Raw genomic sequence first — 20,935 nt, forward strand, 5'->3', positions numbered from 1 at the left:
AAGCCCGAAGCCTGGCCCCGGAACACTGATTTGCGGCGGCTGTCCGCGCTTGCCGCGTGCCTGCTGCTGGGGTGTCTCGGATTCTCGGGTCTGGCGGCTGAGCCGCAGCAGGGTCAACCGGAAGCCCCGCCGGCATTCAGGGATCTCAATACACCGCGCGAGTTTCCGAACATTGTTTCGCGCGAGGATTGGCAGCTGCGGGCCAAAGCGATCCGCGAGCAGGTCCTGGTGAGCTGCGGCCTGTGGCCGATGCCGCATAAGACCCCCTTGCAGTCCCAGGTTTTCGGCAAGATGGAGCGTGACGGCTACAGCGTGGAGAAAGTCTATCTCCAGACCCTGCCTGGCTTCTACCTCGGGGGGAATCTGTATCGCCCGCTCGGGCGTGGGCCGGGGCCGTTTCCCGCCATTCTAAACCCGCATGGGCACTGGAAGGAGGGCCGGCTGGCCGATGGGACCAACGGCAGTGTCGCGGCCCGTTGCATCAGCTTCGCGCGCCAGGGCATGATCGCCTTCTCCTACGACATGGTCGGCTACAACGACACCTTCTTCCCCGACCACGGCGATGTGCCGGCGGAGCAGTTCTACGTGCGTCACCGCCGTTTTGCCACCAACCAGGTCAACCTCCTGTGGAACATCAGCCTGATGGGGTTCCAAACCTGGAACAGCATCCGCGCGCTGGATTTCCTTGAATCCCTGCCGGACGTGAACCGCAAGCGGCTCGCCTGCACGGGCGCCTCCGGCGGTGGCACGCAGACGTTCATGCTCGGCGCGGCGGACGACCGGCTTGCGGCGCAGGCGCCGGTGGTGATGGTGTCGCACAGCATGCAAGGGGGCTGCAGTTGCGAAAACGCGCCCGGACTGCGTGTTGACTACTCGAACATGGAAATCGCCGCTGCCGCCGCGCCACGCCCCCAGATACTCGTCGCCGCCAGCGGGGATTGGACCAAGGACACGCTGACGGTCGAAGGCCCCGCCATCGAGGGCATCTATCGTCTCCTCCAAGCCCCGGACCGGCTGCGTTATCTCCGCTTTGACTACCGCCACAATTACAACCAGACCAGCCGTGAGGCGGTCTATGACTGGTTCGGGAAGTGGCTGCTGAAGCGTTCCGACCCCATTTCGCTCAAAGAGGCGCCGTATGAAAAGGAGCCGGACGCCAACCTGCGCGTGTTCCCCGGCGCCGAGCTCCCCGCCGCCGCGGTGAGCGAGGCGCGCCTCATTCAACGGCTGAAGGATTCTCACCGCGCACAATGGGAATCGCTGAGGGTACGGAACAAGGCCGGCCTGAAGGAATTCAAGCGGATCATGGAACCGGCCTGGCGGCACACGCTGCTCGTGCAGTGGCCAGTCAGCCGGGCGCGCAGCCAGGCCCAGGAGGTGAAGGAGTCCGCCGGATTCACCTCCGCGACCCTTCGGATCAGCCGTTCAGAAGATGCCCCGCACATGCTGGCAACTTACTGGGCTCCGCCCGGCATTCTCACAAACCCCGCGCCCAGGATTGTGGTGATCGCCAGCGACCAACAGACCCCGCCGCCGCCCGCCTCGGCCGCCCCCGCAGGTCTGCCGCTGGCGCTGCTCCAGCGCGGCCTGGCGGTGCTGGTGGTGGATCGCTTCAGCACCGGCAACCCGCCTAACCAGTTCACCAACTTCTTCGGGACTTACAACCGCACCATGCTCCAGGAGCGGGTGCGCGACCTGTTAACGGTCTGCGCGGTTGCCGGCGCGGGCCCGGATCCACGCGGGCCACGGTCTTTCGATGTAATGCTCTGGGGCAACGGCCGGGCCGGTCTCTGGGCCCTGTTGGCGGCGCCAGGGGCCAACGCAGTTGTCGCCGATTGCCGCCAGCTCGATGTTGCCAGTGATGAGGCCCTGCTTGCGCCCGACCTGTTTTGCCCGGGCATCCGCAACATCGGCACCTTCGAGGCCGGCGCGGTGCTCGCGGCGCCGCACCGCTTGCTGCTGCACAACACCGGCGCGGATTTCCCGACAGACGCGATTCGCTCCGCCTACCGGGCCCTGGGGGCAAGCGACAAATTGCGCGTGGTCGCCGCTCCCCTGCCGGAGGCGGAACTGGCGCGCTGGGCCGGCCAACTCAACTAGCAAACCTGCCTGCCCGGGGAACCCTGGGGGCCATCGGGCAAATTTGCGCGTGCAATCCGGGGCGCTTGACCTATTTTCATAAACTGATGAAAGGCATTATCCTGGCCGGCGGAGCCGGCTCGAGGCTGTTCCCGCTCACCCTGGTGGCGAGCAAACAACTCCAGCCGGTCTATGACAAACCGATGGTGTATTATCCCTTGACGACGCTCGTCGAAGGCGGCGTCCGGGAGTTCTGCCTTATCTCAACGCCGCAGGATTTGCCTCGCTTCCGCCAGTTGCTGGGGGATGGCAGCGCGTGGGGACTGACCATTGACTACCGCGAGCAGCCCAAGCCAGAGGGCATCGCCCAGGCCTTTCTGATTGCCGAGAGTTTCATCGGGAAGGACGCCGTCACGCTGATCCTCGGCGACAATGTGTTCTACGGCGGTGACAGCTTTTACCGGGCTTTCGCCGAGTTCAAGGGGGGCGCGACCATCTTCGGCTACCACGTGAACGACCCCGAACGCTACGGCGTGGTGGAATTCGACGCCAGCGGCCAGGCGATTTCCATCGAGGAAAAGCCCAGGCAACCCAAGAGCAACTACGCCGTCCCCGGCCTCTATCTTTACGACAATAGCGTGGTGACGATCACCCGGAACCTGAAGCCGTCGGCGCGCGGCGAGCTGGAGATCACCGATGTGAACGTCGAATTTTTGCGGCGCAAGCAACTGCACGTGCACCGGCTCAGCCGCGGGTTCGCCTGGCTGGACGCCGGCACCAGCAGCAGCCTCCACGAAGCCTCGGCCTACGTGCAGACAATCGAGAAGCGCGCCGGCATCAAGATCGGCTGCCCGGAGGAGGCGGCGTTCCGGCGCGGCTTCCTGCCGTTGGATCGGCTCGAAGCCTTGTCGGCAGAGATGCCCAAATGCGAGTATCGCGAATACCTGGTCGAGGTGATCGCGGAGGCGAAGCGGTTGGGCCGGCAGTCCAACCCGGAGGCGGATAACCAGTGAAGGTCTTAACCTGCGATATTGCGGGGCTGCTGGTGCTTGAACCCAAGGTGCACGGCGACGCGCGGGGCTTCTTTCTGGAAACCTGGAACCGGCGCCGCTATCGCGAAGCGGGGCTGGATGCGGATTTCGTGCAGGACAACGTCTCGTTCTCGCGCCGGGGCATCCTCCGCGGGCTGCACTGCCAGAACCCAAATCCGCAGGGCAAACTGCTCCAGGTGCTCCAGGGCGAAGTGTTCGACGTGGCAGTGGATCTCCGGCGCAGCTCGCCGACCTTCGGCAAGTGGCACGGCCTGGTGCTCAGCGCCGAGAGCAAGCGCCAGTTCTACGTCCCGCCTGGATTCGCGCATGGCTTCCTGGTGCTGAGCGAGACCGCGCTGTTCCATTACAAGTGCACCGAGTTCTACTCGCCGGGCGATGAGCTGGCCATCCGGTGGGACGACCCGGACATCGGCATCGCCTGGCCATCGAAGGAGCCGCTCATCTCGGAGCGCGACGCCAAGGGCCTGCGCCTGCGCGAGGTGCCGCCCCAACGCCTCTTTGCATGACCGCAGAGCTGCCACACATTCTGCTTGTCGGCAAGGTCGGCCAGGTCGGCTGGGAACTGCGCCGCACTCTGGCGCCCCTGGCCCGCGTCACCGGTGTGGACTTTCCGGAAATTGACCTCACCAAGGCCGACTCCATCCGCCGATGGGTGCGCGAGAGCCGCCCCAACATCGTCATCAATGCCGCGGCCTACACCGCCGTGGACAAGGCCGAGTCGGAGCCGGATAAGGCGATGAGCATCAACGGTGTGGCCCCGGGCATCCTGGCGGAAGAAGCCGCGAAATCGAGGGCGCTCCTGGTGCACTACTCAACCGACTACGTCTTTGACGGCACCAAAACCGCGCCTTACATCGAGACCGATGCGCCCAACCCGCTGGGGGTCTATGGCCGCACCAAGCTGGCCGGGGACGAAGCCGTCCGCGCCGTCGGCGGCGCGCACTTGATCTTCAGGCTGTGCTGGGTCTATGGGGCGCGGGGCCAGAACTTCCTGCTCACCATCATGCGCCTGGCCCGCGAGCGCGAGAAACTGCGCGTCGTGAGCGACCAGGCCGGCTGCCCGACGTGGTCGCGGATGATCGCGGAGACGACGGCGCTGGCGCTGAAGCAGGGGCTGGCGGCGCGCGACTGGAGCGCTTTCACCGGAACCTACCACCTGGCCTCGTCGGGCATCACCAGTTGGCACGGCTTCGCCCAGGCCATTGTTAACCTGATGCCAACTGACGGCAGGAAATGCTCGTCCGTCGAAGCCATTCCGACCGCGGAGTATCCGACACCCGCCAGGCGCCCGGCCTGCTCAGCGCTGGCCTGCGACAAGCTGGTGCGCACCTTTGGCCTGCGCCTGCCGCACTGGGAGGAAAGCTTGAAGCAGGTGCTGGAGGCCTGATAACCGACAACCCGGAAACAATGAACTTACTGATCACTGGCGGAGCCGGCTTCATCGGCTCCAATCTCATCCACCACGTCATTGGCCGGCCCGAGGTGGACCGGCTGGTCAACCTCGATTGCCTCACTTACGCCGGGCGTTTGGAAAACCTCGCCGCCATTGCCACGCATCCGAAGTACGCCTTCGAGAAGGTGGACCTGCGGGACAAGGCCGCCGTGCTGGAGGTTGTGCAGCGGCACGGCATCACCCACGTCATGCACCTGGCCGCCGAGTCGCACGTGGACCGCTCCATTACGGGCCCCGGCGACTTCGTGCACACCAACGTCGTTGGCACCTTCAACCTCCTGGAAGCCTGCCGCGCCACGTGGCTGAACCCCGCCCCAGGCCCCGCGCCTCGCGCAGCTCGCTTCCACCATGTCTCCACCGACGAAGTCTATGGCAGCCTGGGGCCGGTTGGCTTCTTCACCGAGACCACCCCCTACGCGCCCAACTCGCCTTACTCGGCCAGCAAGGCCTCCAGCGACATGCTCGTGCGGGCCTATCACCACACCTACGGCCTGGAGACTGTCATCACGAATTGCTCGAACAACTACGGACCTTTCCAATTCCCCGAAAAGCTTATCCCCGTGGTCATCCAAAGTGTGCTCACCCGCAAACCCGTTCCCGTCTATGGCGACGGCATGAACGTGCGCGACTGGCTCTACGTGCGCGACCACGCGGAGGCATTGTGGCTCGTGCTGACGCGCGGACGCGCCGGTGAAACCTACAACATCGGCGGCCACAACGAGTGGGCGAACCTGAACATCGTGCAACTGATTTGCGATCTCATTGACGAAATGGCCCCGCAGCTCGGCGGCAGCTCCCGCAAGCTGATCACCTTCGTCAAGGACCGCCCGGGCCACGACCGCCGCTACGCCATTGACGCCGCCAAAATCAAACAGGACCTGGGCTGGGTCCCCGCCCACAAGTTCGAGGAAGGCATCCGCGAAACCGTGCGCTGGTACCTCGACAATCAGGACTGGGTCCGCTCGGTCCTGAAACCGCAGCCATGATTCATACCAACCCGGTAACAGCCTATGGCCTCTAGCCCCGGGCGCCATTGGAAGTTCTACTTCGTCCAGGCGCTAACGCTGGTGCGGGCGCCGCTGATCTTTCTATTCCTGGCCGTCAGCGTTTTCTGCGGCCACCCCCTCTCGGAGCTCTGGTTCATTGTCGCGTTTGCCGCGATGATCCTCTCGGCGGTCACCGACCTGTTCGACGGCTACTTCGCCCGCAAGTTCCAGGTCACCTCCCGCCTCGGCAGCTATGCCGACCCGATGATAGACAAAGTGTTCTACCTGACCACGTTTCCCACGCTGATCTACCTGGCGGCTCGCGTAGGCCAGCACGCCCACGCGAGCGCTTTGCTGGTGCTGGCCATCCTGTTCCTGCTGCGCGACCAGTGGGTCTCATTCCTGCGGTCCCTGGGCGCCCTTCACAACCTCAGCGCCAAGGCCAACTGGTCGGGCAAGGCGCGCACGCTCATCTCGTTCCCCACCATCTGCGTGATCTACTACTTCCTCCAGGCCCCGGTCGGCTGGCGCCTGCAGTTCCCGGAACCGGTGGTCTACGGGCTGGAGGGCCTAAGCGTGGTCATCAACCTAATCTCCATCGGGGTTTACACCCTGCACTACTGGCCCGCGCTCCGGACCGAACTGCGCCTCCCGGACGAGGACAAGCCGCCAGGCGACTGACCCAAGGCATATCGCGATCATTGTCTGGGCGCACAGAAGCCACCCACACGCCAAGCCGCTGAGCCGCTCTCGCAACTCGCCATTGCCCGAAATTAACCCGTGCCACCAAGGCATCCTCACCATATCCTCACCGTATCCACACTGGATCCACACCGTGGATACAGCCTTGACATCGCCGGGCGCCGTTGGCGCAACGGACTGATATTATTGCACTTACGAGAAATCCGAAAAACCGACCCGATTTCGTCCCTATCGGTCTTGCCAGGTGGCAGGGGCTGCGCCCTGAGAGCGCAATTCCGAAGCCACTTCGCCTGATTTGCCACGGGAATGCGCCAACTTGGCACACCCTGGCCCCAGGTTTGGGTGATCTGGCAGGGTGTGTCCTGAAAATCCGCGCTACTTCTGTCCGCCCGCCAGCACGGTTTCGAAGTGGGGGGGCTGTTCTTCGCGGGCGACGACGCTGATTTCGATGCGTTTGAAGCCGGCGGCCTCGAGCCAGCGGTGCAGGTCACTCTCGGCAAATCCCAGCCACCGGTCGCCGTAAAACTCGTGGGCGCGCTCAAAATTATGCCGGGCAAGGTCGAGAATCATAATCTGCCCGCCGGGTTTCAGCATGCGGTAGGCGCTGGAGACCGCTTTGGCCGGATCCTGCGCGTGGTGCAAGGCCTGGCTGAGAATCACCAGGTCCACGCTGCCTGCCTCTACCGGCGGGTTCTGCAGATCGCCCAGGCGGAATTCGAGGTTCTTCAAGTTGTTCTTCTTCGCCTTGGCGGCGCCAAAAGCGACGATCTTCTCCGAGTTATCCACCGCAATCACCTTCCGGCAGCGGCGGGCCAACAACTCGCTCAGCAGCCCTTCCCCGGAACCCAGATCCGCCACGGTCAGGGGCGGCAGAATCCGCAGCAACAGGTGCCCGAACGCCTGCCAGGACCGGCCCGGCCCATAGACGCGGTCGAACCGCCCAGCCACCTGGTTGAAGTAAACCTGCGCCTGCTCCCGCCGGCGGCCCAGAATCCGCTTCAAATTGATCTGATCGTCCCCGTGCTCCGGCAGCTCGCGGGCTCCCCGAATCGCCAGTTGTATGAATTCGCCCGCGGCGGCGTTCGCCGGCGGGCTGAGTTTGTAGAACGTGCGCTTGCCCTCCCGCCGTGACTGCACCAGGCACGAGTCCTGCAACAGACCCAGGTGCGTCGAGATGCGCGACTGCCCCATGCGGGTGACCTCTTGGAGCTCGTTGACCGACAGTTCGTCCTTGTCCAGTAACGCCACGATGCGCAGGCGCGTGGCATCGGACAAGGCCCGCAGATATTTCAAAGTGGCCGACATTGCGCTAATTCTGAGAAACAACTGTTGACTACCTGCCATCATGATATATCATCCTATCCTGATACGTCAATATGACACTTTAGCAACGCCCGATATTTCATAATTCAATGAGCAAGAACTACATCTTTTCTTCCGAGTCCGTCGGCGAGGGCCACCCGGACAAAGTCTGCGATACCATTTCCGACGCGGTGCTGGACGCCTGCCTGGCGCAAGACCCGCGCAGCCGCGTGGCCTGCGAGACCTACGCCAAAAGCAACCTGGTCGTGGTGGGCGGGGAAATCACCACCCGGGCAAAGCTGGATTTCAATGCCATTGCCCGCGCAACCATCCGCGACATCGGCTACACGCACGACGACGACGTCTTCCACGCGGACCGGGTGCTGATCGTGAACGCCATCACCTCGCAAAGCCCCGACATCAAGCAGGGGGTTGACGCGCGCGCCGCCGAGGGCAAGAAGACCGCCGAGCAAGGAGCGGGCGACCAGGGTTTGATGTTCGGCTACGCGACCAACGAAACCCCCGAGCTGATGCCGGCGCCGATCATGTTCGCCCACCAGCTGGGGCGCGAGCTGACCCGCATTCGCAAAACCGGCGCGGTCAAATGGCTGCGGCCCGACGCCAAAAGCCAGGTCTCGGTGCAGTACGTCGACGATCAGCCGGTGCGCATCACCAACGTGGTGGTATCCACGCAGCACTCGTCGGACGTGAATCACCGGACCATCGAGCGCTTCATCATCGAGGAGATTGTGAAGAAGGTTCTCCCGGCGCGCCTGCTGGACAAAAAGACGACCTACCTCATCAACCCGACCGGCCGGTTCGTGGTCGGCGGCCCGCAGGGCGACACCGGGCTGACCGGGCGCAAGATCATCGTGGACAGCTACGGCGGGATGGGGCGGCACGGCGGCGGCTGCTTCAGCGGCAAGGACCCCTCGAAGGTGGACCGCAGCGCGGCCTACATGGGCCGCTACGTGGCCAAGAACATCGTCGCCTCGGGCCTGGCCACGAGCGCGGAGATTCAGTTCGCCTACGCCATCGGCTACCCCGACCCGGTTTCTGTCAGCATCGACACCTTCGGCACGGGCGTGGTGAGCGACGAGCAGTTGGAGCGCGCCGTGGCCGAGGTATTCAGCTTCAAGCCGGCGGCGATCATCAAGCAGCTCAACCTGCTGCGCCCCATCTACTTGAAGACCACCAACTACGGCCACTTCGGCAAGAATGACCCCGACATCACCTGGGAGAAGACTGACAAAACGGCCGCGCTGCGCAAGGCGGCGGTTAATGGCGTGCCGGCCGTTTCGGCTGCCGCACTGAAGAAGGCGGAGACGCTGCTCAAGCGCCGGTCAGCCCGCGCGTAACCTGTTACTGATACACAATCACCAACGATCAAGCATTATGCCAACCTTGACCAAGACTAACGGCAAAGCGCGCGCATCGAGCGACTACAAAATCAAAGACCTCACCCTTGCCGAATGGGGCCGCAAGGAAATCTCGGTAGCCGAGCAGGAAATGCCCGGCCTGATGTCCGTGCGCGAGAAGTACGGCGCCACCAAACCGCTCAAGGGCGTCCGCGTGACCGGCTCGCTCCACATGACCATTGAAACGGCGGTGCTGATCGAGACCCTGGTCGAGCTGGGGGCTTCGGTGCGCTGGGCGAGCTGCAATATCTTCAGCACCCAGGACCAGGCGGCGGCCGCGATTGCCAAGGCCGGGGTGCCCGTCTTCGCCTTCAAAGGCGAATCGCTGGAAGATTACTGGGATTTCACGCTGGCCGCGCTGACTCACCCGGGCGGCAAAGGGCCCGAACTGATCGTGGACGATGGCGGCGACGCCACCCTGTTGCTCCACAAAGGCTATGAGATGGAACACGGCAGCGATTGGGTCAACACCCCGAGCGGCAGCCACGAGGAGGAGGTCATCAAGAAACTCCTCCGGCGCTGCGCCAAGGAGCGCCCCGGCTGGTTCACCCGGATCGTCAAGGAATGGAAGGGCGTCAGCGAGGAAACCACCACCGGCGTCCATCGTCTCTACCAGATGCTCGAAGCCGGCAAGCTGCTGGTGCCGGCCATCAACGTCAACGACTCCGTTACCAAGTCCAAGTTCGACAACCTCTATGGCTGCCGCGAATCACTCGCCGACGGCCTGAAACGGGCGCTCGGCGTCATGATCGCCGGCAAGACCGCTTGCGTCTGCGGCTACGGCGACGTCGGCAAAGGCAGCGCGCACAGCCTGCGCGGCTTTGGCGCGCGCGTGATCGTGACCGAGATTGACCCGATCAACGCCTTGCAGGCCGCCATGGAAGGGTTTGAAGTCAAAACCACTGAAGACACCCTGGGCGAGGCGGACATCTACGTCACCTGCACCGGCAACCGCGACGTCATCACCCTGGAGCACATGCTCAAGATGAAAGACCAGGCCATCGTCTGCAACATTGGCCACTTCGACAACGAGATCCAGGTGGACCGGCTCAACACCGCCAAAGGGGTTTCGCGGGTGACCATCAAGCCCCAGGTGGACCGTTACGACCTGCCGGGCGACCGGAGCATCTACCTGCTGGCCGAGGGCCGCCTGGTCAACCTCGGGTGCGCCGAAGGCCATCCCAGCTTCGTCATGTCCAACTCCTTCACCAACCAGGTCCTGGCGCAGCTCGACCTCTGGAGCAACCGCGACAAGTACAAACCGGCGGTCTATCGCCTGTCCAAGAAGCTCGACGAAGAAGTCGCCCGTTTGCACCTGGAGAAGATCGGGGTGAAACTGACCAAGCTAACCCGCAAGCAGGCCGACTACATCGGCGTGCCCATCGAAGGCCCCTACAAGCCCGATCACTACCGATACTAGCCCGGGCAATCCCTCAGCGGCTGAAGTACCCGTCCCGCTGGTAAACACGGACGTAATCAATATCGTGGAACTGGGGGAAGGTGGTGGTGGCGTCGGGGTTGCCCGGCCATTGGCCGCCGACGGCTGTGTTCAGGATCAGGTAATGGGGGGTGTGGGGGATGCCGTTCGTCGTCGTATGGATGAGCCGGCCGTCCAGGAACCAGCGCAGCATATCCGGCTGCCATTCCAGGGCATAAACGTGAAAGTATTTTGAGAAGTCGGTGTCCGCTTTCCACGTCACCGAGCTGGTCTTCTTCTGGCCCTCGAACGTGTGGTAATGGAGCGTGCCGTAAACGATGTTCGGCTCGTGCCCAAGGAACTCCATGATGTCTATCTCGCTATACCAGGGCCGCGCTTCCGGGATCAGCCGTTCGTTGCCGTTGGCGACCGCTTCCGCCATCAGCCGTTCCATCGGCCAATCGCGATTCTGCGGGTAGAGCCAATGGGCCGGCCAGAGGCCCTTGCCGCCGGGCAGCCGGGCGCGGATCTCGAACCGCCCGTAAACCGGCGCGAGCTTGCCCCGGGTATCCACCCGGCCGCTGGTGTAATGCATGGCGCCATAATCCCTGACCCGGCTCCGCAGGCGCAGACAGCCGTTTTCCAGGTAAACCTCGTCCGGCACGTAGTACTGCAATTCGTTGTGCTTGCTGCGCTCCCGGAGCAGCACATTCCACTTCTTCGGGTTCAGCTTCCTGCCGTTGAACTCGTCCCGCCAAACCAGTTTCCAGCCCTTTGGCGGGGACGCCTTCTCTTCGGCGGCGACGCCGGTGGCGAGGACGGTTAGACAAAATACGATGGCTAATAAGGGTTTGCTCATGTTTGCGTTGGCTGCTTGCGTTTCTTCGTTGACCCCGCGCCTGGAGCAGGTAGCATGGAAGGCTCAATTTAAATTCACAACTGAAATCGAACTATGGCAGTAAAAGTTGCAATTAATGGGTTCGGCCGCATTGGTCGCCTGGTTTACCGGGCGATGGTCGAACAAGGTCTGGTCGGGAAAGACGTCCAGGTGGTCGCCGTCGGCGATATCGTGCCGGCCGACAACCTCGCGTATCTCCTGAAATACGATTCCATTCAGGGCCGTTTCAACGGCACGGTCGGCTCGGAGAAATCCGCCGCGGACAAACCGGACGCCGATGTGCTCGTCGTCAACGGCCAGAAGATGAAGGTGGTCAGCGCCAAGGATCCCTCCCAGTTGCCCTGGAAGGAGCTGGGCGTGGACGTGGTCATCGAGTCCACCGGCCTGTTCACGGATGTCGAGAAGGCCAAGGGCCACTTGGCCGCCGGCGCGAAGAAGGTCGTCATCACCGCCCCCGCCAAGGGCGATTGCCCGACCATCGTGATGGGCGTCAACGAAGGCAAATACGACCCGAAGGTCCACCATGTCCTGTCCAACGCCTCCTGCACCACCAACTGCCTGGCGCCCATCGTCCATGTGCTGCTCAAGGAAGGCTTCGGCGTTGAAGAGGGGCTCATGACCACCGTGCACTCCTATACCGCCACACAGAAGACCGTGGACGGCCCGAGCAAGAAGGACTGGAAAGGCGGCCGCACCGCGGCGCTGAACCTCATCCCCTCGACCACCGGCGCCGCCAAGGCCGTGGGCCTGGTGTTGCCCGAGGTCAAAGGCAAGCTGACCGGCATGGCCTTCCGCGTGCCGACCCCCACCGTCTCGGTCGTGGACCTCACGGTCCGGACGGTCAAAGAGACCAGCTACGCGGAGATCTGCGCGGCGATGAAGAAGGCCAGCGAGACTTATCTCAAGGGCATCCTCGAATACACCGAGGACGAAGTGGTCAGCTCGGACTTCATCCATTGCAAAGCCTCCTCCATCTTCGATAAAGGCGCCGGCATCGAGCTGAACAAGCGCTTCTTCAAGCTGGTAAGCTGGTACGACAACGAATGGGGCTATAGCTGCCGCGTGTCGGACCTGCTCAAGTACATGATCCAAAAGGGGATTTAACTCTTCTATTGGTTGGTTGGGGACGGCGGCCTGGCAACGGGCCGCCGTTCTTTTTAGGGCGATCGCCGGGGGCGAGATCAGTGCCTCGCCCCGCTCAGCTTCCGCCCGAACTTCTCCACCTTCGGCCGGATGACCACGCGGCAGTAGGGCTGGTTCGGGTTCTCGCGGTAGTAATCCTGGTGGTAATCCTCCGCTTTGTAGAACTTCCCGAGCGGGACAATCTCCGTGACCACCGGCCGGATGAAACGCTTTTGCGCCTCGGCCTTTGACTTCTCCGCGACCGCCTTTTGGGCCTCGCTGGAGTAGAGAATAATGGAGCGATACTGGGTGCCCTGGTCCGCGCCCTGGCGGTTGAGCGTGGTCGGATCGTGCGCCTCCCAGAAGGCCTCCAGCAGCGATTCGTACGAGAGGGCCTTGGGATCGTATTCAACCTGGATGACCTCGGCATGGCCGGTGGTGCCGGCGCAAACCTCCTTGTAGGTGGGATTGTGCTTCGTGCCGCCCGCATAACCACTGGTGACGGACCTGACGCCGGGGAGCATCTGAAACACCGCCTCGGTGCACCAAAAGCAGCCGCCGCCCAGCGTGGCGATTTCAGTGGAATTGGTTGAGCTGTTCATAGTCTTCGTTTGGGCCAGTCCCGCGCTTGCGCTGGCGAGCAGGCAGGCTATGGAAATTGACACCACAAGTCCGAAAGCCGGGAACCCCAACGCGAAGTCCCTGGCTCGCGGGCGCTGCCGCGTTCGAGGTTGATGCGGTCTCTTTCTACTCATCAGCAAGGGAAACCTCGCACATATTTCCGTCCAGGGCGAATCGGCGGCGGGCTGTTCGAGCCAGGGGCTTTGCCGGTCCGAATTCAGGCAAATTGCCAGTGCAGCCAGCGCGCTCGAGGGGGCACCCCTCCGCGGCAGCCCGCCTACTTTTGGATCTCGGCGCCGACGGCTTTGACTTGATCCACGATCTTCACGGCGTCGTTGCGCGCCATGCCATTGGCCTGGAAGATGGCCTGGATGTCGTCGTAGATAGCTTGCATTCGGCCAGGCGGGATCTTCGCCGGGTTGAGTACCGCGGCGAGGTCTGAAACCAGCCGGTTGCGGCTGGTATCCGGCAGAGGTTTCTGCACAAAAGCAGCCGTCAGGCTATCGGTCAGGGCGGCGACTGTGGCCTGCGAAGGCTTGCCGGGTCCCTGTGCGCAGGCGAGGAGGTTTGTGGTGAGCTGCAGCTTCTGCCCGGGCGACAACGTGGAATTGGCCTGAATGGCGGCCAGGTCGGTGCGCACCTTGGCGAGGTTCTTCAGCAGCAGGCTCGAAGGTGCCGATGGCACGGCCGGCATCGCCGGCTTGTTGGGCTGTGCTGCCTGCGCGGGTTGGGCCGGCGAAGGCACGGCCTGTCGGACGTTGTTCTGGTCGCGCGTTTCCCTGGCCCGCTTGAGGACGCTCTCGGGGCCGGCGAGCGCGCTGGCGGTCAGGCAGGTGGCCACGCCGAGCATTACAAGGGGTAGTTTCATAAGTTCATGTGCCGCACGACTACACTGCGACCCCGCGTGGGTTTTGTCAACGTTCCCCGGGGCGGTCAATGCCCTGCCGTTACCAGGTTCCCTTTGGGCAGCAGCGAAAGATAATCCACCAGGATTTGTTCAGCCTCCGCCAGCGGCGCGTCCGGCGCCTGCGCCTGTTCGGCGTCGGCCTCGTCGGGACTGTCCGAATCGAGCGGGGCGGGTGCGGCGGCGGCTGCATTTGTGCCGGCGCCTGAGAACCCGGAGTCGGCAGAACCGGAGAGTTTGGCCACGGTGGCATTGGTTTTGGCGACCGGTGGCGGCAGTCCCGGCAGGGAGGCCTGCTTGAGCGTCAGCTCATAGACTTTCTCCGGGCGCTCCGGGCGCGCCCGGCGTTCCGCATCCCGCGATTTCTGGCGCGCTTCGGCTTCCTCCTGCTCCTTGAGCCGCTGTTTCTCGTTGAGCGATATGCTCTTGTCCGCCAGCTGCTTTTTGAACAGGGCGATGTCCTCGCGCACGTAGTCGAACTCCTTCTCCGCGGCGACACGTTCCTCGGAGCGTTTGCGGAGCTCAGTCAGATACGGTTCGACGAGATTGAGGTGATCGAACCGCGCGCCCCGGATGGTGTCCCAGGGCAGAGGATTGTCGAGGGCGGCTTCGCCGATTTCCTTCGATTCGTTGGCCACCGAGGGCAGAATGATATTCGGGACGACGCCCTTCAACTGTGTGGACGCGCCGCTGGGCCGGAAGAACTTCTTGATGGTCAGCTTGAGCGCGCCCGGATCATTGGTCAGCGACCGGTTCGCGTTCTGGATGAAATGGCGCAACTGGTTCACGCTTTGGACCGTGCCTTTGCCGTGGGTCGCGGCCTCGCCGATGATCAACGCGCGGCCATAGTCCTGCAGGGCCCCGGCCAGAATCTCGGAGGCGGACGCGCTGTGGCGGCTGGTGAGCACCACCAGCGGCCCGTCATAAAGCACCGTTGGGTCGGTGTCGTCGGCTCGCTCCACCGTGCCGTCGGTTTCGCGGACCTGGACGACAGGGCCGGTCTTGATGAACACGCCCGTCAGCTTGATGGCCTCTTCGAGGGAGCCGCCGCCGTTGCGGCGCAGGTCGAGAATGATGCCGGCGACGTTTTCCTTTTTCAGTTTGTCGAGCAGTTTCGCGACGTCGGCGGTGGTGCTTTTCGGTTCCGGTTTGACCTTGGAGGGGGAGGTGTCAAAAGTGGCGTAGAAGGACGGCAGGTCAATAACCCCAATTCGCAGAGTCTCGCCGCGGCGATCAGGCATTTCTATGATCTTGGCTTTTGCGGCCTGTTCTTCCAGCGGGATCTCATCACGGATGAGGCTGACGATGGTGCGGGTGGAATTCTCCGCCCCGGCCGGGATGATCGTGAGGCGCACCTCGGTGCCCTTGGGACCGCGAATGAGCTGCACGGCCTTGTTCAGGCTCATGTCCACGACGTCCACGGGCGGCTGGTCGCCCTGGGCCACCGCCACAATGCGGTCGTTTTCCTTGATGAGCTTGCTCTTGATGGCCGGACCGCCCGGCAGCAGCCGGCGAATCTTGCAGTAGCCGTCGTCCGAGACCAATTCCGCCCCGATGCCGAACAGGCTGAGGTTCATGCCGATGGAGAATTGTTCCAGTTGCGCGCGGCCGAGGTAATCCGAATGCGGGTCATACACCCGGGCGAGCGCGGTGAGATAGACCTGGAGGACATCGTCGTTGTTCCAATCAGTGAAGAAGCGCAGGTTGCGGTGGTAGCGGTGGCTGAGCGTTTCGATGATTTCTTCCTGATCGGTCTTCTTGGGCGCCGTGGCGCTGGCCTGGTTGGTAGAGGCGGTGGCCGGCGTTTCAGGCAGTTGCGCCAGCCTTGGCTTGGCCTGCGGATCGGTTTCAGCTTTGGCCGCGCCTTTCTTTGCCGCGTCGGCGAGGTTCTTCTTCCGGGCGCCAATTTTGCCAAGCAGTTCCTGCAAGTACTCGAAGCGCAACCACTCGCGCCAGAGCTTCTTCGCCTCGTCGAGGTCGGCGGGATAGGGCAACTCCTTGCGGTTGAGGATCACCCGTTCGTCGGTGTCAAAGGTGAACTTCTCGTGCTTGAGCAACTCATCGGCATAGGCGGTGCGTTGCGCCAGCCGTTCCCTGAACCGGTTGAAGATCTCGCAGGCGGGGGTGGTGTCGGCCGGGCGGCGGCCGGGCATGGTCAGGCGGTTGAGGTTGGTCCGGTATCGCTCGAACTCGGCCAGGTCGCCGCGGGTGAAATGGAGATGCCGCGGATCGAGTGTTTCCAGGTAGCGGTCGAGGAACTGGCTGGAGACCGAAGCATCAAAAGGCTTCTTGAGGTAGTGGTGATTGGTAAGGATGTGGGCGGTGACGGCGGCGATATGGCCATCGGCAGGGCCGGGTTGGACGTCGGTAAAGGTGTTGGTGAAGAGGAGAGAGCGATCCGCATCGGTGGAGCGGGCCATCGCGTCAACCGCGCTCAGCGGCGACACCAGGCAAAGGCTCAGGAGCAGGCTTCTGAGGGCAAGACGTTCAATCATCATGATTCTCTAAGATGCTTAATGATAGCATACCTTAGACGCGACAGGGCAAGAACTCTTCACCTTGATCGCGCACCCGCCCGCGGCCCCATAGCGGTCCTGCCGCCTGCGGCCCTGGCCAGACGCTTCCTGGCCCATTGGCGCGCTTCGGCCCTGGTTTTGAGCTCTTCCTGCAACTGCTTTTCGCGTATCTCCGCCAGCAGGGCGCCCAGGGCCGGGCCGGGCTTCATGCCCAGGGCAATCAGGTCGTGGCCTGTCAGGAGCGGCGGGAGGAGTTGGGGCTGGTGCTCCAGTTCCCGGGCCTGGGCGAGCAGGTAGTCATGGACCGTCAGACCGCCATGGGAGCCGAGGCAGTCGAGCCGGTGGAGCGCCAGTTCGAGCGGAAAGGTCGGGCGCAGGATCAACCGGCGCAAGGTGGACTTGCGCATCTCCAGGGCGTCCTTGAACTGCATGTGATGGCGCACCGCCTGGACGACCTGCTCGAGGTGCTTGCGCGGGAAGCGGAGGCGTTTCAGGATTTCCGCGGCCATTTCGGCGCCGACCTTCTCGTGGCCGTAGAAGTGGATGGAGCCCGTTTTGGGGTCCGGCGCGGCAGTCAGGGGCTTGGCAACATCATGGAGCAGGACCGCCCAGGGCAGGAGCGGGTCGGGCTGGGCCGGCAGATGCTGCAGCATCAGGCGGAGGTGGTTAAAGACGGTGCCCTCGGGATGGTAATCGGGCGACTGCTCGCAAGTGACGGTGGCGGCGATCTCCGGGAGCACCTGTTCGAGTAAACCACTTTCCCGGAGCAGCTCCAGTCCGCGCGCGGCGTGCGGCGGGCAAAACAGCTTGACCAATTCCTCGCGGATGCGCTCGGCGCTGGTGGTCTTGATTTTGGGCGCGGTGGCTTTCAGGGCGGCGAAGGTCTCCGGCTGGATGGTGAAGTCGAGCTGGGCGGCGAAGCGCACCGCGCGCAGCAGGCGCAGGTGGTCTTCGGCAAAGCGCTCTGCCGGCGCGCCGATGGTGCGGATGATACGGGCGCGCAGGTCCGCCTCGCCGCCAACCCAATCGTGCAACTGTCTGGCGACCGGGTCGTAGAACAAGCCGTTGACGGTAAAATCCCGGCGGCGGGCGTCGGCCATCGCGTCGCCGAAGGTGACGCGTCCAGGGCGCCGGCCGTCCTGGTAGTCGGCTTCGGCGCGGAAGGTGGCGACCTCGAACTGGCGTCGGCTCTCGACGACCACCATGACGCCGAACTTGCGCCCGACCGGAATCGTGCGCCGGAACAGCTTCTCGATCTGTTCCGGCCGGGCGGAGGAGGCGATGTCGTAGTCGCCTGGTTCCCGTCCGAGGAGGAAGTCGCGGACGCAACCGCCGACCCAGAACGCGGAGAACCCGGCGTGCTGCAGCCGGCGGACAATGGCCAGGGCGGTCGCTTGCGGAGGTTTGGCTGGGTGCGCGCTCATGTCCGTTGATTCCCCAGGTTCCGCCAGTGCGCCCGCCTATTCCTCGCCCCAGAGCTTCCGGACGTAGCCGGCCCCGCGTTTGACCTCTTCGGCCGTCAGGTTGGGGCTGAACTCGAACACCTTGATATGCTCCGGCCGGACAAAGGGCTTGAGCGCGGCGAAATCCAGCGTGCCGGTTCCGGGCGCCTGGTGGTCGCGCCCGGGGAATTGGACGTCGTGGATGTGGAACCCGAAGAGGCGTTCGCGCAGCGATTCGACATGCATGGCGTGGTGGATGAAGCCCAGGTTCTCCTTGATTTGGCCGTGGCCGGTGTCGTGCCAATAGACCAGGGCCGGGCTGGTCAGCTCCCGGAAGATGAACTGGAAATCGCTGTCGAGCGGCAGTTCCTCGAGCGACTGGCGGTTTTCGAGGCCGAGCTTGATGCCCTGCGCCTCGGCGGCCGGGAGGATCGCTTTCAGGGCTTCATGGAGCCGCTCGACGAAGGGGCCCTTCTTGGCTTCGCGCTTCTGGTCGGCTTCCGCGCAGAGTTTGGCATATTTCTCGGGCGCCTTTTCTCGGCGCACGACCAGCTCGAGCAGCTTGTCGGTGTAATTTTTCATGTCAATGCTGCCGCAGTGGAGCACGACGAGGGGGGCCTGGACGCGGCCGGCGAACTCGATGGTCTTGAGGGTGTAACGCTGGGCCAGCTCGCGTTCGCGCTGCCGGTCGGCCGAGAACTGGTAGAGGTTGGGCGCTGGAAAAGTGACGCCCATCGGCAGGGGGCAGAAGTTGTGTAGGCTGGAGATGCGGATTTCACCCGCTTCCACGGCCTCGAGGATGCCGGGGAGCAGGCTGATGCGGATGCCGTGGCTCAGTTCGGCGAACGCGAAGCCGAGGTCGCGGATTTCGCGCAGCATGGCGCGGCCATCGGTGTGGCGATGCGAATTCCAGCAGGTGGAAAGGGAATACATACAGACCAAACGGAGTGTTGGGTTTCTGGAGTCATGCCGCGTTGCGGCGCTCCATCACTCCAACACTCCCACACTCCGTTGTTGAGCTGGCCGGGGGCGGCGGCGTCATGCCGTGCCGGCTCCGGCAGCCCGATGATCACATATCCGCGTAGCGGGCGCTGAGCATGGCGGAAAACCGCGCTGCCTTCTCTTTGCGCCGGCGCTTCTCGCTCGGCTTTTCGAAATGCCGATGGCTGCGCACGGTCCGCAAAGTGCCTTCGCGGTCCAGCTTCTTTTTCAGCCGCCGCAGCGCTTTGTCCACTGACTCGCCCTTTCTAAGTTTAATCTCGGTCAAAACTCTCTCACTTCCTCTCCAAGAACCCTGGGACGCGCCTGGCCTTCATGGCCGGGGCTCCCAATTGGTCAGGCGGCAAAGCATATTGGCCGGCGGCCCTTTGTCAACGGCAATTGCACTCGAGATGCTGGGCAGGCGTGGACGCCTGCCCTACATTGAGTGCGCCGTTTAGCCGGGATGGCGAGTGGTTACTCGTCGCGGGTGGGGGCCGGCTGTTCGTGGGCTGGGCGGCGCCAGAGGAAATAGACCGGCAGGCCGGCCAGCACGAGCAGCAGGCCGGGCCAGGTCGTTTGCGTCTTGTAGAGCAGCAGCACCAGCAGGATGGTGCCGGCGGTGAGGACGTAGAGGGCGGGGACAATAGGGTAGCCGAAGGCGCGATAGGGACGCGGGGCTGCCGGCCGTTTGCGGCGGAGGACGAACAGGCCGCAGATGGTCAGCGTGTAGAAGATAAGGACGGCGAACACGACGTAGTCGAGGAGGTTGCTGTAGAGGTTGCCGTAATGCTCGGCGCCGGTGAGGGGGTCGAGCCGGGGCGCGCCGGCGGCGTCGCGCAGGCGGGTGCGCGGCAGCATGAGCAGGCAGGCCCAGAGGCATTGCAGGGCCAGCCCGATGCCGGGTACGCTGCGGTCGTTGAGCCTGCCGGCGGCTTTGAAGAACAGGCCGTCCCGGGCCATGGCGTAGTAGACGCGGGCGCCCGCCAGGATGAGGCCGTTGTTGCAGCCGAAGGTGGCGACCATGATCGCCACCGCCATAATCGCCGGGCCGGCGCCGCTGAAGACCGTTTCCATGGCGGCGGTGGCGACGCGGTCGTCGGGGGCATTCTGAATCCGATCCAGCGGCAGCAGACAGAGGTAAGCCAGGTTGGCCAGCAGGTAGAGGGTGATCACCAGGCCGGTGCCCGCAGCCAGGGAGAGCGGTATTTGGCGGCGGGGGTCTTTCACCTCGGCGGCGGTGAAGGTGATGTTGTGCCAGGCGTCCGAGGAGAAGAGCGAGCCGACCTGGGCGACGCAAAACGCGATCAGCAGGCCGAAAGCGCCGCCGGCGGCGGAGACGGTGGCGATGAAGGGCAGGTCCGCGTTGACGGGGGTTACGCCGCGGGGCGTCCACAGGTCGCTGAAGTTGGCTTTAATGGCGTCCGGATCGCGCGCCAGGAGCAGGCCGATGAGGATCAGGGCGATGAGGCATAGGGTTTTGGTGGAGGTGAAGAAGTTCTGGATGAGCTTGCCGATGCGCAGGCCGCGCGAGTTGATGTAGCTGAGCAGCACGATGATCAGGATGGCGGCGAGCTGCTGCGTGGAGAGGCTCAGGGCGTAGTTGGCCGAGAGATTGATGGGCGGGACGATCCAGGCCGTGGGCGAGATGGCCGGGGCCACGACGCCGAAGAAGCGGGCGAAGGCCACGGCGACGGCGGCAATGGTGCCGGTCTGGATCACGAGGAACAACGTCCAGCCGTAAAGGAAGCCCCAGAGCGGACTGTAAGCCTCGCGGAGGTAGATGTATTGGCCGCCGGCACGCGGCATCATGGCGGCCAGCTCGCCGTAGCAAAGCGCCGCGCTGACGGTCAGGAGCCCGGTGACCAGCCACACTGCCAGCAGCCCGCCGGCGGAGCCGACCTGGCGGGCGATGTCGGCCGAGACGATGAAGATGCCCGAGCCGATCATGGAGCCGGCGACGAGCATGGTCGAGTCCAGCAGGCCAAGGCCCTTCAGGAAGTTCTTCTCAGGCGAGGGTGTCGTGCTTTGCATGGTCGTCATTT

Annotated in this window: 18 protein-coding genes; 9 read left to right on the forward strand and 9 right to left on the reverse strand. The window is 63.8% G+C overall.

What is annotated here, in order from left to right; genetic code table 11:
* The first annotated feature begins 30 nt into the window (after nucleotides 1–30).
* The 6 genes from P5205_00710 (at nucleotide 31) to P5205_00735 (ending at nucleotide 6,251) form a co-directional block, all read left to right on the forward strand.
* Entirely contained in the window at nucleotides 31–2,100 is a 2,070-nt protein-coding gene (locus P5205_00710) for a hypothetical protein (GenBank protein HSA08871.1), read from the forward strand.
* An 86-nt stretch (nucleotides 2,101–2,186) separates the two neighbouring features.
* Nucleotides 2,187–3,092 (forward strand): glucose-1-phosphate thymidylyltransferase RfbA, encoded by a 906-nt coding sequence (gene rfbA, locus P5205_00715; GenBank protein HSA08872.1) that lies wholly within the window; start codon nucleotides 2,187–2,189, stop codon nucleotides 3,090–3,092.
* Nucleotides 3,089–3,637: a dTDP-4-dehydrorhamnose 3,5-epimerase gene (gene rfbC, locus P5205_00720; GenBank protein HSA08873.1), complete on the forward strand. Its 549-nt coding sequence runs from the start codon at nucleotides 3,089–3,091 to the stop codon at nucleotides 3,635–3,637. Before rfbA ends, rfbC begins: the two co-directional genes overlap by 4 nt.
* A complete protein-coding gene (gene rfbD, locus P5205_00725; protein HSA08874.1) occupies nucleotides 3,634–4,518 on the forward strand; it encodes a dTDP-4-dehydrorhamnose reductase in 885 nt (294 codons plus the stop codon). The genes rfbC and rfbD overlap by 4 nt, the downstream gene beginning before the upstream one ends.
* The gene (gene rfbB, locus P5205_00730; protein HSA08875.1) at nucleotides 4,515–5,570 is read left to right on the forward strand and encodes a dTDP-glucose 4,6-dehydratase; all 1,056 of its coding nucleotides are present in this window, start codon (nucleotides 4,515–4,517) and stop codon (nucleotides 5,568–5,570) included. The genes rfbD and rfbB overlap by 4 nt, the downstream gene beginning before the upstream one ends.
* A 24-nt stretch (nucleotides 5,571–5,594) precedes the next feature.
* Entirely contained in the window at nucleotides 5,595–6,251 is a 657-nt protein-coding gene (locus P5205_00735) for a CDP-alcohol phosphatidyltransferase family protein (protein ID HSA08876.1), read from the forward strand.
* A 396-nt stretch (nucleotides 6,252–6,647) separates the two neighbouring features.
* Here the strand turns inward: P5205_00735 and P5205_00740 are convergent, their stop codons facing one another.
* On the reverse strand, nucleotides 6,648–7,577 hold the full coding sequence (locus P5205_00740; protein ID HSA08877.1) for a metalloregulator ArsR/SmtB family transcription factor: 930 nt from the start codon (nucleotides 7,575–7,577) through the stop codon (nucleotides 6,648–6,650).
* 107 nt (nucleotides 7,578–7,684) lie between these two features.
* Between P5205_00740 and metK the strand changes: the two genes are divergently transcribed.
* Both metK and ahcY read left to right on the forward strand, forming a co-directional pair.
* Nucleotides 7,685–8,932, forward strand: coding sequence for a methionine adenosyltransferase (metK, locus tag P5205_00745; protein HSA08878.1), 1,248 nt, complete (start codon nucleotides 7,685–7,687; stop codon nucleotides 8,930–8,932).
* Between the two features lie 37 nt (nucleotides 8,933–8,969).
* Complete coding sequence (gene ahcY / locus P5205_00750; protein HSA08879.1) at nucleotides 8,970–10,412, forward strand: adenosylhomocysteinase; 1,443 nt, start codon at nucleotides 8,970–8,972, stop codon at nucleotides 10,410–10,412.
* A 13-nt stretch (nucleotides 10,413–10,425) separates the two neighbouring features.
* Here ahcY and P5205_00755 read toward each other — a convergent pair whose 3' ends face one another.
* Nucleotides 10,426–11,268 (reverse strand): glycoside hydrolase family 16 protein, encoded by an 843-nt coding sequence (locus tag P5205_00755; GenBank protein ID HSA08880.1) that lies wholly within the window; start codon nucleotides 11,266–11,268, stop codon nucleotides 10,426–10,428.
* A gap of 93 nt (nucleotides 11,269–11,361) precedes the next feature.
* Between P5205_00755 and gap the strand changes: the two genes are divergently transcribed.
* A complete protein-coding gene (gene gap / locus P5205_00760; GenBank protein HSA08881.1) occupies nucleotides 11,362–12,411 on the forward strand; it encodes a type I glyceraldehyde-3-phosphate dehydrogenase in 1,050 nt (349 codons plus the stop codon).
* A 77-nt stretch (nucleotides 12,412–12,488) separates the two neighbouring features.
* On the opposite strand, the gene msrA is transcribed toward gap, so the two are convergent.
* The 7 genes from msrA to P5205_00795 form a co-directional block, all read right to left on the reverse strand.
* Entirely contained in the window at nucleotides 12,489–13,031 is a 543-nt protein-coding gene (msrA, locus tag P5205_00765) for a peptide-methionine (S)-S-oxide reductase MsrA (GenBank protein HSA08882.1), read from the reverse strand.
* A 296-nt stretch (nucleotides 13,032–13,327) separates the two neighbouring features.
* Nucleotides 13,328–13,918 carry a hypothetical protein gene (locus P5205_00770; GenBank protein ID HSA08883.1) on the reverse strand — a complete coding sequence of 197 codons (591 nt, stop codon included), beginning with the start codon at nucleotides 13,916–13,918 and terminating at the stop codon, nucleotides 13,328–13,330.
* Nucleotides 13,919–13,983: 65 nt separating this feature from the next.
* Entirely contained in the window at nucleotides 13,984–16,452 is a 2,469-nt protein-coding gene (locus P5205_00775; protein HSA08884.1) for a carboxy terminal-processing peptidase, read from the reverse strand.
* A gap of 56 nt (nucleotides 16,453–16,508) precedes the next feature.
* Entirely contained in the window at nucleotides 16,509–17,894 is a 1,386-nt protein-coding gene (locus P5205_00780; protein HSA08885.1) for a CCA tRNA nucleotidyltransferase, read from the reverse strand.
* Nucleotides 17,895–17,930: 36 nt separating this feature from the next.
* Complete coding sequence (locus P5205_00785) at nucleotides 17,931–18,845, reverse strand: sugar phosphate isomerase/epimerase (protein HSA08886.1); 915 nt, start codon at nucleotides 18,843–18,845, stop codon at nucleotides 17,931–17,933.
* Between the two features lie 136 nt (nucleotides 18,846–18,981).
* Nucleotides 18,982–19,179, reverse strand: a complete 198-nt coding sequence (rpsU, locus tag P5205_00790) for a 30S ribosomal protein S21 (protein HSA08887.1) — start codon at nucleotides 19,177–19,179, stop codon at nucleotides 18,982–18,984.
* Between the two features lie 188 nt (nucleotides 19,180–19,367).
* Nucleotides 19,368–20,924 carry an APC family permease gene (locus P5205_00795; protein HSA08888.1) on the reverse strand — a complete coding sequence of 519 codons (1,557 nt, stop codon included), beginning with the start codon at nucleotides 20,922–20,924 and terminating at the stop codon, nucleotides 19,368–19,370.
* Between the last annotated feature and the right edge of the window lie 11 nt (nucleotides 20,925–20,935).

This window comes from Candidatus Paceibacterota bacterium (genome assembly GCA_035452965.1).
GTDB lineage: Bacteria > Verrucomicrobiota > Verrucomicrobiia > Limisphaerales > UBA8199 > UBA8199.